Raw genomic sequence first — 15124 nt, forward strand, 5'->3', positions numbered from 1 at the left:
ATCGTGTTAAAAACATTCAAACTCGGCGGGGTTCACCCGGCTGAAAACAAACTTTCGGCCAACAAAGCCATAGAAAAGCTGGCTTTACCAAAAAGTGTCTTTATCCCCGTAGCCCAACATATTGGAGCACCAGCGCAAGCCTTGGTAAAAAAAGGCGATCAAGTAAAAGTAGGACAGCTCATTGCCAAATCTGGCGGTTTTGTTTCTGCAAATATTCATTCATCCGTTTCCGGAAAAATAAAAAAGGTGGATCTGTCAATGGACAGTTCCGGTTATCCAAAACAAGGATTTTATATTGATGTTGAAGATGATGAATGGGAAGACGGGATTGACACTTCTTCAGAGTTAGTTGAAAATTTTGAAGCTGATAGCAAAACGATTATTGACAAAATAAATGCAGCCGGTGTTGTTGGACTGGGTGGAGCTACTTTCCCTACCCACGTAAAGCTGATGCCACCGCAAGGCATGAAAGCCGAAGTCTTGTTAATCAATGGCGTAGAATGCGAGCCATACCTAACATCCGATCATCGGGTGATGCTGGAAAAAGCAGAAGAATTATTGGTTGGCATTCGTCTTTTAATGTGTGCATTGCAAGTTAACAAAGCTCACATTGGCATCGAAAACAATAAGCCGGATGCGATTAACCATCTGAATAAACTAACCGCTTCAGACTCGGCAATTGATGTTGTACCGCTAAAAGTGAAATACCCACAAGGTGGCGAAAAACAATTGATAAAAGCCGTGACAGGTCGCGAGGTTCCTTCGGGAGCTCTTCCAATTTCGGTTGGCGCGGTTGTTAGCAATGTTGGTACAGCTTTGGCTGTTTACGATGCGGTGCAAAAAAATAAACCACTGGTTGAGCGGGTTGTCACAGTTACTGGCAAGTCAGTTGCCAAGCCATCAAACTTACTCGTTCGAATAGGAACTCCCGTGCAGGATTTAATTGATGCTGCCGGAGGATTACCAGAAGATACGGGCAAAGTAATCAGCGGTGGCCCTATGATGGGAAAAGCAATTTCCACAACTGATATTCCGGTAACCAAGGGAACATCGGGTATTTTAATTCTACCCAAAAAGGAAGCCAATCGTGAGCAGATGAAAAACTGCATTCGTTGTACTCGCTGTGTTACGGTTTGCCCAATGGGACTGGAGCCCTACTTTTTAATGACCGTATCCGACAAGCAAATTTGGGAGAAGGCCGAAGGAAACAACATCATGGACTGTATTGAATGTGGTTCCTGCAGTTACACCTGTCCTGCCGATCGTCCATTATTAGATTATATTCGTCTCGGAAAAGGAAAAGTTGGAAATATTATCCGAAACCGCAAAAACTAAAAACACAAAAGTCTAATTCATAATTCTGATCAAAAGAAATGAGTAAACTTCTAACGATATCGCCTTCACCGCACGTTCATACCAGCGATTCGGTGAATAAAATCATGTACCGGGTACTGCTGGCTCTCGTTCCTGCACTTGCCTGGTCGTTCTTTATGTTTGGCTTCGAAGCTATTCGAGTAACGCTCATTGCGGTTGCTGCCTGTGTGGCTTTTGAATACCTGATTCAAAAATTCATCATGAAAGAAATACCTCAAATCACCGATGGTTCGGCTGCATTGACAGGTATTTTATTGGCATTTAACGTTCCGGCAAGCCTTCCAACCTGGATGATCATTGTCGGTGCACTTGTTGCAATTGGAGTGGGAAAACTATCATTCGGCGGGCTGGGAAACAACCCCTTTAACCCAGCGCTGGTTGGCCGTGTATTTTTACTGATTTCCTTTCCGGTTCACATGACCAGCTGGCCGGTAACGCAGCATGCTGCTGTTGACGCTTTAACAACAGCCACTCCGCTAGCTTTGTTAAAAGAAGGCGTTAAAGCCGGACAACCAGTTAGCGAAATAATGACCGCTCTCCCATCAAACCTGAACCTTTTATATGGAAATATGTCAGGGTCACTAGGTGAGATATCAGCCATGTTCCTCTTGCTGGGATTTGGCTATATGTTATGGAAAAAAGTAATTACCTGGCACATTCCGGTTTTTGTACTCGGCACTATCTTTGTTTTTCAGGGTGCGCTTTGGATGCTGAATCCTGAAAATTTTATCGAACCCCTATTTCATTTATTAACAGGTGGCGCTATGCTTGGAGCTATTTTTATGGCTACCGATATGGTTACTTCACCGATGACGGTAAAAGGACAGTTGATTTTTGGAGTTGGCATTGGAGTCATTACAGTACTCATTAGAAATTTTGGTGCATACCCTGAAGGAATTTCCTTTGCCATTTTAATTATGAACGGGTTTACACCGCTGATAAATGCGTACATCAAACCAAAAAGATTTGGAGGGACGAAGTAATGGCACAAAAAGAATCGACATTTACGAACATGACGGTTACCTTATTTTTGGTAACGCTGATTGCAGCAACTATACTTGGATTTATACACGACCTAACCAAGGAAGATATCGCTTTAGCAAAAATGAAAGCTCAAAAAGAAGCCATTGAAAGTGTGCTTCCGGCTTTTGAAAACCTTGGCGATTCGTATAAAGTACTTCCTGCTGACGGAGCTGACAGCCTGGAGTTTTTCCCGGCTTACGGCGCGGATGAGCAATTGGTAGGAGTAGCTGTAAAGACGTACACTAAAAACGGATTTAGCGGCTTAATTACCCTGATGGCTGGCTTTTCACCCGACGGAGCAGTTACCGGTTACGAAATACTCGAACACAAAGAGACTCCGGGGCTTGGAGCTAAAATGGATAAGTGGTTTAAAGATGAATCAAAACCCAAGCAAAACATTATTGGCAAAAGCCCGGCAACAACAAAATTTGAAGTAAGTAAAGACGGTGGTGAAGTGGACGCCATTACTGCGTCAACGATTACCAGCCGCGCATTTTTAGATGCCGTCAAGAGAGCTTACAATACCTATAATCAAAATCAAGAATTGGAAAAGACAGCAGATAATCAGACTAAAGAAGGAGGACAATCATGAATCAGATGCAAAACTTCACCAAAGGATTTATCAAAGAAAATCCGGTTTTTGTTTTACTACTGGGTATGTGTCCCACCCTTGGTGTTACGTCATCGGCCATCAACGGGCTGGGCATGGGTTTGGCAACAACCTTTGTACTATTAATGTCAAACATCGTTATTTCAGTCATCAAAAATGTCATCCCCAGCAAAGTGAAAATACCTAGTTTCATCGTGGTAATCGCTTCATTGGTTACTGTTGTTGAATTGGTTATGCAGGCGTACTTACCTGCTCTTTACAAGAGCCTGGGACTTTTCATTCCTCTGATTGTAGTGAACTGTATTGTTTTAGGACGAGCAGAAGCATTCGCCTCAAAAAACACGATTGCCACCTCTGCGATTGACGGTTTGGGAATGGGACTTGGTTTCTCTTTTGCACTCACATTACTTGGTGCAGCGCGTGAATTTTTAGGAAGCGGAAAAATTTTCAATCTGACAATTTTCCCCGAAGATTATGGAATGCTACTATTCGTGTTAGCTCCCGGAGCTTTTCTTGTGTTGGGCTATTTAATTGCCATTATTAATCGTTTGAACAAAGCTTAAAAAAAAATATACCATGGAATATATTTTTATCATCATAGCCGCCATATTTGTAAACAACATTGTACTGAATCAGTTTTTAGGAATTTGTCCTTTCCTTGGGGTTTCCAAAAAACTGTCTACGGCTGTAGGAATGACTGGTGCAGTAACTTTCGTGATGGTTATTGCGACAATTGTTACTTACCTCATTCAAAATTATATTTTGAATCCATTGAATTTAGTATTTCTGCAAACCATCTTTTTCATTTTGGTTATTGCCTCTTTAGTACAGTTGGTTGAAATTATTTTAAAGAAAGTAAGTCCTTCGCTTTATCAGGCACTTGGTGTGTTCTTACCCTTAATCACAACAAACTGTGCAATTCTCGGTGTTGCAATTTTAACTTACCAAAAGGAATTCAACCTGATGGAAGGCGTTGTTTTTGCTATTGCAAACGCAATCGGATTCGGATTGGCATTGGTGCTATTTGCAGGACTTAGAGAACATTTAGATTTAATGAATATTCCGAAAGGCTTAAAAGGAACGCCAATTGCATTAATTGTAGCCGGAATTCTGGCAATGGCTTTTATGGGATTCAGTGGTTTAGTTTAAAACAACAACAATTAATATTTCCAATTTAGTTAGGCTTATCGACAGTTAGATTTCCAACAAGACAATTGAAAAATAAGTCAAAAACAGCATCATTCTTTGGTGCTGTTTTTTTGTTTTATTTCGGCATGCATTTTATCAAAAAGAAAGTAGTTCCTTTGATAAGAATTAGGTAGATTAAAACCCTGCAACAACGGCGAAATATAAGTTGCAACATTGCTTAAAAGCTATCTGGCGCTACTAATCAAACCGAATATGTCTTTTTAACCGCAAGGAAAACAACAAAGCGGCGAAGCCAAGCCCACTTAAAAAACCACCCCAAACACCCACAGCTCCATATTCAAGGATAACACCCAACAGATAGCTTATCGGTAAGCCTAAAATCATATAGCTGATAAATGCCATAAACATGGGATATTTTACATCTGACATTCCACGCAATGAGGCCAAAAGAATAACTTGAACTCCATCAAAAATCTGAAAAAGAGCAGCTACAATCAGCAGATTCGCAGCAATGGTAATAACAGCTGGATCGTTCGTAAACAATAGCGGAAACTGATGTCGGAAAAGCACAAACAAAATGGCCATAATTCCCATAAAAAGAACAACCAGGTGAAAGGAGGAGTAAATACTCCTACGCAACTGTATCCTATCATTTGCTCCCCGCGCATGACTCACCAAAATAGTTGTTCCGGCTCCAACTCCTAAACTAATCATATACGTAAATGAGGCCAAACCAATAGCAACCTGATGGGCTGCCAACGCTTCTTTACTAATCCACCCCATCATAATTGCACCAAAGCTAAATGTGCTGACTTCTACAATAATCTGCAAGCCTATTGGCAAGCCCACCGCAAACAATTCTTTAAGCTTCTTTAACTTAATCCGGGCATGATACGCGATCCTGAACTCCCGTTTAAACTGTTTATTCTTCAGTACAAACGGAATCAATAAAATGGGCATCAGAATTCGTGAGATTAAAGTGGCAATTCCAGCTCCATTTAAACCCAACGCCGGTGCTCCAAATTTTCCATAAATCAAAACATAGTTCAGCGCTATATTTAGCAAATTAGCCGTCAGTGTTATGTACATGGCTATTTGGGTATTCCCCACCCCTTCCAAAAATTGTTTGAATGACATAAACAGCAACATCGGCAACAACGATGCAACCAGCAATAAATAGTAAGGAATAGCTTTGGTTACAACTTGTTCCGGCTGCCCCATTCGATCAAGATAAACACTTAACAGCCCCATTACTAAAGCAATTAGTACAGTTGCACCCATGTGAACCAGCAAACCATTTTTCAGGTATTCGCCCACCTCTTGCTCCTTTTTCTGGCTGTATACGTTCCCCACAAGCGGCGTTATTCCCATCGTAATTCCAATTCCCATTAACATACCAATATGGAAGATATTGATGGAGAAAGCGGCAGCAGCCAATTCGACTGTTCCAACATGTCCAACCATCATATTATCGGCAAGACTAACCGTTACCTGTCCTATCTGGGACAAAATAACCGGAAAGGCCAGATGTAAGTTACTTTTATAAAGAGGTATATAGTTTGAAAATTTCACTGCGCTCGCGTTGATTGTCACCACAAAAAAACACCTTCAATTACGAATAGTTTACTTGTTGCATCAAAATAATAAAAAGTGACAAAAGTAATCGATTGAGATGAATTAAAGCGAAAACCAGTAGTTGAATTTTATCATGAAAACATTGTCGGATTTCACGCCAAACAGGTCACCATAACTCTTGCTAACCGAGTAGTTACTACTTCGCTCGTAAAGTATACTGGAAGTGTTCCAAACCAGATAAAGTGTCGATCCCGGGCGAAATTCCCATCGGGCAACCAAGTTCGATCGCAACTCTTTGTAGTCGAAATTAGGATTTACGAATGCGTATTCTTCTCCTGTCTCGTCTTTTATACTGTAGCTATTATTTTCGAGTTCAACAGACGCTGCATAAAAATAACGGTCATTCAGATCTTTACTGTCACCTTCATTTACCCTCCTGAAATCGGAGTATTTAGCAACCGAGGCATACGGATTGGCATAATATTGTAAGGATATTTCCGGCGTTATGAAATACTCCAACCTCAGGGTTGTTGAAATCGTCTTACGATCCATTTTTCCAACCAGATACCCCGTTGAGCTATCTGAAAGCGAAAGTCTGCGAACATATTGGTGGTAATCTGTCAGATCTTCATAGTCCATTTGTCCATAAATAGAAAACCGATCGCCAATTTGCCAGCGGACAGTAAAATTGTAACGATCTCTTTTCGAAATTCCATCAACCGACCAGATGTAGTGCGGTCCTCCTGCAAAAAGTAAATTTTTTGCGTTGTTTGATTGAAAAAACAAGCGGGTTTCCCAGGTATCATCTTTAAACAATTTGGGGCCTCCTCTCAACTCACGAGTGTCAAACACATTATAATCGTGTTCAAGAAATGCATGCATACGCCACAAATTTGTAAACCGGGTATACGAATGGAGTTGAAATTCTTCTTTGGTTGTTTCACCTCCATAGCTCCATTCGTGCTTTTGAGTATATTTTAAGTAATAGTCACGAAAAATTCCAATCGGCTTATTCACTTGATATTTAAATTCGGCAATTCCTTCAAGGTAATCAGCTTGGTACATGTAGCCCAAGTTATTTAAATCCACGCCGGGAGAGCGCCAGCTAAATGTTCCATTCGCCCGAAACTTGCCGCTTTGTTTTCCTCCTGTAAGTTGTCCTCCATGACCGATTAAACTTGTTTTTGAAGGATCATAAGTTAAGTGATCGGCACCTGGTCGTTGAAAATAATGCTGCGATGCCAATTGCAAGTCAGCAATAGCTTCTTCCGTTCCACCAATTCGGCTATAGAAACTCTTTAAATCAATAAAATACTTTCGCTTTTTCCAATTATGCTGAAAATCAACTCCTCCAACCAAGGATGAATGAGGTAGAAACTCCAAATGCTCCTCATTGATTGAACTCACGCTGGATGTTACAATTCCTCCAAGCACGGTATTCCCTTCATTGAAATCTTGTTTTACACGACCAACAAAGTGATTGGAAAATGGCTCTACCGTAACTTGTTCTTCGTTGCCAGGTGAATATACAGTGGCCTTTTCATTTGCTGTAAAACTCTGAACAACTCCCAAAGATAATCCCTTCTTATTCTTCCCGGTCACCTTTAACGCACTAATAATCGATGTATTATCTGGCATCGACAGACTTTCATCCTGCTGAAGACCCGGCCGATAAGAAGGAGCACGTCCAATCCTTCGGGAGTAAAAAAGCAAATCGCGCCCCATGCTGAAGTCAAGCACATTATTTCCTTCCAGAAAAAATGGTCGCTTTTCATCATAAAAAACTTCATACGACGACAAACTCAACTCTGAAGGGTCGGCTTCAACTTGTCCAAAATCAGGATTTACAGTATAGTCCAATGTAAAATCGGAACTGAGACCAATCTTTCCATCCAGTCCGATGTCGAATCTTGTACTATTTTCCAGGTCAGTATTTGGCGAATACTTAAAGCTTGAGTATGGTAGAAACTCCATTTTTCGTTTTGCGTTAATGCCTTTTATTCCGCGCAGTTCGCCGAACAAATAAACCATGGCTGGAGCATCAACCGGAATTAACTTCCACTGATCTTCTTCCGAATTTCGATCAATCCATCGCCAAATGTGCATTCCCCACACCTGCTCTTCCTTATCAGAAAACCTCAGCTGACTAAAAGGAATACGCATCTCAATGGTCCACATCGAATCTTTTACTGCTGATTTTCCTTCCCAAATGGCATCCCAATTATAATCCCATTGGTATGCTCCAAGATGCATAAGGTCAACCTTCTGGCCGGCAGCCGACACATTAAATTCAAAAGCTGTTCGTTTGTCTGCATACGAGTCAATAGCCACGCCTGCAATATCGCCGCTCATTTCATCTCGTCGACTTAATATGGATCTGATTTTTTCAGGCTCATCATCGTAGCATTTTAACGCGATGTATAGATTATCCCTATCATATAAAATACAGAATTCGGTTTGTTGCGACGGCGCATTTGCCTGTAAAGGCTGTTGCTGTACAAACTCACCCTCCCATTTCACATGGCTCCAGGCTGCATCATCAAGCTCTCCGTCAATTTTTATTTTTTCTGAAATGTAGTCAGCGCGATATACTTTTATATCACTCGCTGTTCGGTTAACCATTGAATCTGTGGATAGAGAATAGGTTGCTCCACCCTGAGCGTAAATTGAACTCACTGAAGATACAAATCCAATAAATAGGATTAATTTAGATAGTGATTTTTGGTACGACATAGTTTTTCGATAAGGCTCGCCAAATATACATAATTTTTTATTTCATATACTTCTTAACATTGTTTTTTTTCAGGCATAAAGATTAATTAATAATAGGCTTGCGAAAACTTTTTAGACCGAATATGGTTTTTATGGTAGAATTTAGGTCAAAAAGGATCTAATTAGACTATTTAATAAGACAAGTATTTGAAGTATTAAAAGTTTATTTATGAGTAAAATCAACAAAATCCTGGTGGCAAACCGGGGTGAAATTGCTGTCCGAATCATGCGCACCTGCCGTGAAATGGGCATAGCAACTGTTGCTGTTTTTTCCGAAGCCGACCGAACATCAATGCATGTTCGCTATGCTGATGAAGCATACTACGTTGGACCGGCTCCTTCAAAAGACAGTTATTTAAAAGCTGATAAAATTATAGAAGTTGCTTTAAAATCAAAAGCTGATGCGATCCACCCAGGCTACGGCTTTTTATCTGAAAATGCTGCCTTTGCAAGGCTTTGCAGAGAAAACGGCATTGTTTTTATTGGTCCTACTGCCGAAGTGATCGATAAAATGGGTGATAAGATTCAGGCTCGTAAAGCAATGATTGCAGCCGGTGTTCCTGTCGTTCCCGGAACTACGGAAGCCATCAAGTCAGAGGACGAAGCCATTGAGACCATTGAATCCATTGGGTTACCGGTCATGATTAAAGCTTCTGCCGGAGGTGGTGGCAAAGGAATGCGGCTGGTTGAAAAAGCGGCAAACATTATTTCTGCCGTTCGTGCTGCTCGATCCGAAGCTCTGGCGTCTTTCGGCGATGATGCAGTTTACATTGAGAAATATGTAAGCTCACCACATCATATCGAGTTTCAGGTGCTTGGAGACGAACACGGCAATGTTGTTCACCTTTTTGAGCGGGAGTGCTCAATCCAAAGGCGACACCAAAAGATGGTAGAAGAAACACCTTCCGTATTAATGACCGAGGATTTGCGCTACCAGATGGGAAAGCATGCTGTTGATGCCGCGAAAGCAGTAAATTATGTTGGGGCCGGAACCATCGAGTTTTTGGTAGACAACGATTTAAACTACTACTTTCTGGAAATGAATACCCGCCTACAGGTTGAACATCCAATTACCGAACGGGTTACAGGAATCGATCTGGTAAAAAAGCAAATTGAAGTTGCCGGAGGAATGCACCTCAATCTAATTCAAAGTGAGTTGGAACAAAAAGGTCATGCCATAGAATGCCGGATATATGCTGAAGATTCAGACAATAACTTTATGCCAAGTCCGGGTAAAATCCATAACATTACCGAACCGCTTGGGCTCGGAGTACGAACTGACGGCTATGTTTACGAAGGCTATGAAATTCCAATTCATTACGATCCGATGATCTCCAAGCTCATTGTTTGGGCGCAAACTCGCGAAGAGGCAATCCAGCGCATGCGAAGAGCCCTTTACGAGTACAAAATAACAGGAATCCGAAGTTCGCTAAAGTTTCTAAACCGGATTATGGAAACCCCTGATTTTGTGACAGGAAACTACGACACCAATTTCATTGAGAAGAATAGAAAAACCTTGATGGCTGAAAGTGTCGAAGAATTGGAACAACAAGATATGGTTATTATTTCAGCCTATTTTGATTTTGTGAATCGCAAGAATAAAATTATTCCAACAAAAGAACTCAATCCGGCTAACAACCGCTGGAAAAAATATACTTACCAGAAAAATTTTGATCGTTTATAAAACAAAATAATTATGCCTATTGAAATTAAATTAGGTGACCGTATTGCTTCAGTTAAAATTTTAAATCAAAATGAAAACCTCATCGAGGTGATGGTCGACGATAAAACATACAATATCGACCTGATGCATAACGATGAAGGAACTTTTTCAATAATTGAGAGCAATCGGTCTCATAATATTTCGCTGGTTCCATCGCAAAAACCCAAAACATACACTGCATTTACACTGCACAACACTTATGATTTGGAAGTGATTGATGCTGAAGCACGCTATATCCGTAATCGCGGAGCCGGAGCAATTGCCCAAAGTGAAAAGCAAATAACAGCACCGATGCCCGGTAAAATTGTAAAAGTTTTGGTGAAAGAAGGTGACGAAGTAAAACAAGGACAAACAGCGGTGATCCTTTCAGCCATGAAAATGGAAAGTGAATATAAAGTCGCTATTGACGGTGTAGTGAAAGCTGTAAATGTTTCAGATGGAGACACGGTGGAATCAAACCAAGTATTGATTGAAATTGACTAATTCAGAGAACTATGGATTTAAAAAGCAAATTTGATAAGTTTGAACAGACAAATATAGAAGCCGAATCTGGTGGTGGAGTTGAGCGCGTTGAAAAACAACACGCAGCAGGAAAAAAAACTGCGCGTGAGCGGATTGATGAACTTTTGGATCCGGGCACATTCAACGAAATAGACAAATTTGTCCTTCACCGCGCTACCGATTTTGGTATCGATAAAAAGAAATTTCGCGGAGACGGTGTCGTTTCCGGTTACGGGAAAATACATGACCGCCTGGTTTATGTATTCGCTCAGGATTTCACTGTTTTCGGAGGTACAATGAGTCGATCCAATGCCGACAAAATCGTTAAAATACAAAAGATGGCCGTTGAAAACGGAGCCCCTCTGATTGGGTTAAACGACTCTGGTGGTGCGCGTATTCAGGAAGGCGTGCAAAGTTTAGCGGGATATGCTGATATCTTTTACAATAACGTTCTATCATCAGGAGTGATACCCCAAATTAGTACCATACTTGGCCCATGTGCCGGTGGGGCAGTTTATTCTCCTGCCTTAACCGATTTCATTTTCATGGTGAATGAAACCAGTCACATGTTTGTTACCGGCCCAGATGTAATCAGAACCGTAACGCATGAAGAAGTTTCTAAAGAAGACCTGGGCGGCGCTGTAACACACAGTTCGAGAAGTGGTGTTGCTCATTTTACCGGCGACAGTGAAGAGCAAACCATTATGATGGTTCGGGAATTGATCAGTTTCCTTCCATCGAACAACATGGAAGAACCCCCTCTACAAACCACAACCGACCCTATTGATCGAAAAGTTGATGCTTTACATGATGTCGTTCCGGTAGATCCAAATAAGCCGTACGACATGAAAGACATCATTTATAAAATTGTTGATGAAGAACATTTTCTTGAGGTTCAACCTCACTATGCATCGAACATTATTATTGGCTTTGCTCGTTTTGGGGGGAAATCTGTTGGAATTGTAGCCAACCAGCCATCTCACCTAGCAGGTGTTTTGGATATTAATTCGTCTTCAAAAGCTGCACGGTTTGTGCGTTTTTGCGATGCCTTCAATATCCCTCTTGTTACGCTTGTTGATGTTCCGGGATTTTTGCCAGGAACACAACAGGAATTCGGAGGCATCATTAAACATGGCGCTAAATTGCTGTATGCATTTGCCGAAGCCACCGTTCCTAAAATCACCCTGATTACTCGTAAAGCTTATGGAGGTGCTTACGACGTGATGTCGAGCAAACACATAGGCGGTGATATTAATTATGCCTACCCAACCGCCGAAATTGCAGTAATGGGGCCCGAGGGTGCAATAAATATTTTAAACCGAAAGATTACAGATCCGGAGGAAAAGGCCAAGGCAGTTGAAGAGTACCGCGAAGCTTTTGCAAACCCATACAGGGCAGCTTCACTTGGCTACATTGATGAAATTATTTATCCGGAAGACACACGAATTAAGATTATCAACGCATTAGAAATGACAAACAACAAACGAAAATCGAACCTGCCAAGAAAACATGGAAACATTCCACTATAAATGATGTTACAGAAAATTGTTCGTTAGAAAATACACCTAACGGACAATTTTCCGTTTACCTCTTTAAACGGTTTCACACTATCGGAAAGCACGACAACCGACAGAACACCGAGCTTCATTTACTTTGAATAGTATAAAGTTTTTATTAGAATTGACATCGTGTTTGAAACATTAGATTTTGTAAACAAAACACCATTTTGTGCGTTGTTTTTAATGTATTTCAGACTAAATAGTCTTAATCACTAAATTACGATAAATGCTTTTAGAAAAAGCTGAAATGCTTACATCAAGCAATACAAAAACGGATGAGTTACTCAACGATTATTATATTGCTTATTTAAGCCGTCAATTGAGCGTCTTGGGTAAGCGGGAAGTACACAATGGGAGAGCTCATTTTGGTATTTTTGGTGACGGAAAAGAGCTAGCACAAATAGCTTATGCTAAAACCTTTAAAAAAGGAGACTGGAGATCCGGATATTACCGCGATCAAACTTTCATGCTGGCTCTCGGACTGCTACAACCGGAAGAATTCTTTGCCATGATTTATGGTGATACCGATGATAAAATGAATCCATCAACCGGTGGACGAAACTTCAACAATCACTTCTGTACCGCAAACATTAATGAGCAAGGAGAAATTAAGAACTTGTCTGAAAGCTATAACTCCAGCTCAGATATCAGCTCTACGGGAGGGCAAATGCCCCGGCTACTCGGTTTAGCCCAAGCTTCGAAATTAGTGCGGGACAATGCATCGCTGGCAAAAGCACTGAATAACAATGTAACCGGTAATGAAGTTGCTTTCGGAAGTATTGGTGATGCCAGCACATCGGAAGGAATGTTTTTCGAAACAATCAATGCTGCCGGAGTTATGCAGGTTCCTTTAGCCGTATCAGTTTATGACGATGGATTCGGAATCAGCGTTCCGATCGAACTGCAAACCACGAAATCAAGTATTTCTGAGGCACTCAATGGTTTTCAAAAGAAACGTGGGACGAATGGCATTTCGATATACACCTGCCGGGGTTGGAACTATACCGAGCTGGTAGAAACTTTTGCTAAAGGTATTGACAACTGTAGAAAAACGCATACTCCGACCTTGTTTCATATTCAGGAAGTTACTCAATTGCTAGGGCATTCTACTTCCGGTTCGCACGAGCGATATAAAAGTAAAGAGCGTTTGGAATGGGAGAAAGAATACGACTGCCTTTACCAATTCAAACTATGGCTGGTTGAAAATGGTATCAAGATGAACGCGATTTCGGACATTGAAAAAAAGGCCGAAAAGCGTGCCAAGGAAGCCAAAAAAAAAGCATGGAAAAACTATAGCGATGGATTTGTAAAGGAGGCCAAAAGTCTTAAAGACATTCTTAAAAACTTAGAAAGACAGTCTTCAGGTGAAATCGATCATCTAGCCGAATTGGAGGAGATTAATCAAAGGACTTTTCCTACACGCCGAAAATATTTGAGCTTTGCCCAACGTATTTATTACGATATTTTTAACGATACACAAGTTAAAGATGCTTGCAATGAATTGTACCGCTGGATTGAAGAATTTAAAAATCAAAGCACCAATTTTTACAATCGTCAACTATATCGGGAAGGAGTTGACTCTGCATTGAATGTAGAAGCCGTAGCTCCCCAATATGGTAAAGAGGTAACCGAAGTGAACGGCTCAGGAATATTGAGCAACAACTTTAATTCGCTCTTCGACAAATACCCAAATCTAGTGACATTTGGACAAGATACGGGAAAACTTGGTGGCGTAAACCAAGGCATGAAAGGGATGCAGGAAAAGTATGGAACCGATCGGGTTTCTGACGCCGGCATACGGGAAACAACGATTATTGGTCAGGGAATAGGATTGGCATTAAGAGGGTTTCGCCCAATTGCAGAAATTCAATATCTCGATTATCTGATTTATGCACATTCTACCCTGAGCGACGATTTAGCCAGTATGCAATATCGTACAAAAGGCAAACAGTCTGCCCCTCTTATTATTCGTACCCGTGGACATCAGTTGCAAGGCATGTGGCATGCCGGTTCACCCATGCAAATGATACTTGGATCATTGCGCGGATTATATCTGTGCGTACCACGTAACATGACACAAGCTGCAGGATTTTACAATACGCTTTTATCGGCTAACGATCCGGCCTTGGTTATTGAACCATTAAAAGGCTACAACATCAAAGAGCCACTTCCTGAGAATTTGGGAGAATTTAAAATCCCGCTTGGTGTTCCTGAAGTGATGGTTGAAGGTTCTGATGTTACTCTTGTAACTTATGCCTGGAATGTCAATCACGCCATTAAGGCCGCCGAACTACTTGACACGAAGGGAATTTCAGTGGAGGTTATTGATGTTCAAACTCTCCTACCCTTCGATGTTCATCATCAAATTCTGGAATCGATCAAAAAAACAGGGAAGGTCATTTTTGTGGATGAAGATGTGCCGGGAGGTGGAACAGCCTATATGATGCAAAAAGTGATTGAAGAACAACAAGCATTCAATTATCTGGACACTGCCCCTCGCACGCTCACAGCGAAAGCGCATCGTCCGGCATATGGAATTGATGGTGAATTTTTCAGCAAACCAAACGTGGAGCAAATCTTTGAAAATATTTACGAAATGATGCGGGAAGTAGATATCAAAAAGTATCCTCAATTGTAAGCAATCACTTTCCTTCTTTTAGTCACACTTAGACTGCTTTTTCGTTTAAATGATGGAGAATTTGGAAAGAGCTTTTAACTAGTTAATCCTTATGAACTAATATTTACTGGAAATAATTGTTTTTGTCTAATGATTATTTCCAGTAAAATTTTAAGCCAAAGAACTTCTTCTTTGATTTTCCGAAGTAATCCTTTGAAGTT

General features: G+C 41.0%; 11 protein-coding genes. 9 read left to right on the forward strand and 2 right to left on the reverse strand.

The genetic code is table 11. The features are described 5' to 3' along the window. Window positions 1-3 precede the first annotated feature (3 nt). From rsxC to rsxA, 5 genes are read left to right on the forward strand one after another with little or no spacing between them, the layout of a single operon-like run. Window positions 4-1335 (forward strand): electron transport complex subunit RsxC, encoded by a 1332-nt coding sequence (rsxC, locus tag GR929_RS03245; RefSeq protein ID WP_159517473.1) that lies wholly within the window; start codon window positions 4-6, stop codon window positions 1333-1335. A gap of 38 nt (window positions 1336-1373) precedes the next feature. Further along, window positions 1374-2357: an RnfABCDGE type electron transport complex subunit D gene (locus tag GR929_RS03250; RefSeq protein WP_159517474.1), complete on the forward strand. Its 984-nt coding sequence runs from the start codon at window positions 1374-1376 to the stop codon at window positions 2355-2357. Then, on the forward strand, window positions 2357-2989 hold the full coding sequence (locus GR929_RS03255) for an RnfABCDGE type electron transport complex subunit G (RefSeq protein ID WP_159517475.1): 633 nt from the start codon (window positions 2357-2359) through the stop codon (window positions 2987-2989). Before GR929_RS03250 ends, GR929_RS03255 begins: the two co-directional genes overlap by 1 nt. After that, window positions 2986-3570: an electron transport complex subunit RsxE gene (gene rsxE, locus GR929_RS03260; protein ID WP_159517476.1), complete on the forward strand. Its 585-nt coding sequence runs from the start codon at window positions 2986-2988 to the stop codon at window positions 3568-3570. Before GR929_RS03255 ends, rsxE begins: the two co-directional genes overlap by 4 nt. 13 nt (window positions 3571-3583) lie before the next feature. Further along, window positions 3584-4156, forward strand: coding sequence for an electron transport complex subunit RsxA (gene rsxA, locus GR929_RS03265; protein WP_159517477.1), 573 nt, complete (start codon window positions 3584-3586; stop codon window positions 4154-4156). A gap of 237 nt (window positions 4157-4393) precedes the next feature. Here rsxA and GR929_RS03270 read toward each other — a convergent pair whose 3' ends face one another. Then, window positions 4394-5728 (reverse strand): MATE family efflux transporter, encoded by a 1335-nt coding sequence (locus GR929_RS03270; RefSeq protein WP_159517478.1) that lies wholly within the window; start codon window positions 5726-5728, stop codon window positions 4394-4396. 105 nt (window positions 5729-5833) lie between these two features. Next, window positions 5834-8464 (reverse strand): DUF5916 domain-containing protein, encoded by a 2631-nt coding sequence (locus tag GR929_RS03275; protein WP_159517479.1) that lies wholly within the window; start codon window positions 8462-8464, stop codon window positions 5834-5836. Window positions 8465-8672: 208 nt separating this feature from the next. Between GR929_RS03275 and accC the strand changes: the two genes are divergently transcribed. From accC to GR929_RS03295, 4 genes are all read left to right on the forward strand, one after another. Then, window positions 8673-10187, forward strand: coding sequence for an acetyl-CoA carboxylase biotin carboxylase subunit (gene accC / locus GR929_RS03280; RefSeq protein ID WP_159517480.1), 1515 nt, complete (start codon window positions 8673-8675; stop codon window positions 10185-10187). A gap of 12 nt (window positions 10188-10199) precedes the next feature. After that, window positions 10200-10709 (forward strand): acetyl-CoA carboxylase biotin carboxyl carrier protein subunit, encoded by a 510-nt coding sequence (locus tag GR929_RS22065; RefSeq protein ID WP_159517481.1) that lies wholly within the window; start codon window positions 10200-10202, stop codon window positions 10707-10709. 11 nt (window positions 10710-10720) lie between these two features. Then, complete coding sequence (locus GR929_RS03290) at window positions 10721-12256, forward strand: acyl-CoA carboxylase subunit beta (protein WP_159517482.1); 1536 nt, start codon at window positions 10721-10723, stop codon at window positions 12254-12256. A gap of 256 nt (window positions 12257-12512) precedes the next feature. Continuing rightward, entirely contained in the window at window positions 12513-14924 is a 2412-nt protein-coding gene (locus GR929_RS03295; RefSeq protein ID WP_159517483.1) for an alpha-ketoacid dehydrogenase subunit alpha/beta, read from the forward strand. The last annotated feature ends 200 nt before the right edge of the window (window positions 14925-15124 follow it).

This window comes from Sunxiuqinia indica (assembly GCF_009847015.1).
GTDB classification, from domain to species: Bacteria; Bacteroidota; Bacteroidia; order Bacteroidales; family Prolixibacteraceae; genus Sunxiuqinia; species Sunxiuqinia indica.

Bases quoted from the DNA above. Each gene is read 5' to 3' on its own strand.
- rsxA (WP_159517477.1), top strand. From the start codon at position 3,584: ATGGAATATATTTTTATCATCATAGCCGCCATATTTGTAAACAACATT.
- rsxE (WP_159517476.1), top strand. From the start codon at position 2,986: ATGAATCAGATGCAAAACTTCACCAAAGGATTTATCAAAGAAAATCCG.
- GR929_RS03250 (WP_159517474.1), top strand. From the start codon at position 1,374: ATGAGTAAACTTCTAACGATATCGCCTTCACCGCACGTTCATACCAGC.
- GR929_RS03255 (WP_159517475.1), top strand. From the start codon at position 2,357: ATGGCACAAAAAGAATCGACATTTACGAACATGACGGTTACCTTATTT.
- GR929_RS03290 (WP_159517482.1), top strand. From the start codon at position 10,721: ATGGATTTAAAAAGCAAATTTGATAAGTTTGAACAGACAAATATAGAA.
- accC (WP_159517480.1), top strand. From the start codon at position 8,673: ATGAGTAAAATCAACAAAATCCTGGTGGCAAACCGGGGTGAAATTGCT.
- GR929_RS22065 (WP_159517481.1), top strand. From the start codon at position 10,200: ATGCCTATTGAAATTAAATTAGGTGACCGTATTGCTTCAGTTAAAATT.
- GR929_RS03275 (WP_159517479.1), bottom strand. From the start codon at position 8,464: ATGTCGTACCAAAAATCACTATCTAAATTAATCCTATTTATTGGATTT.
- GR929_RS03295 (WP_159517483.1), top strand. From the start codon at position 12,513: ATGCTTTTAGAAAAAGCTGAAATGCTTACATCAAGCAATACAAAAACG.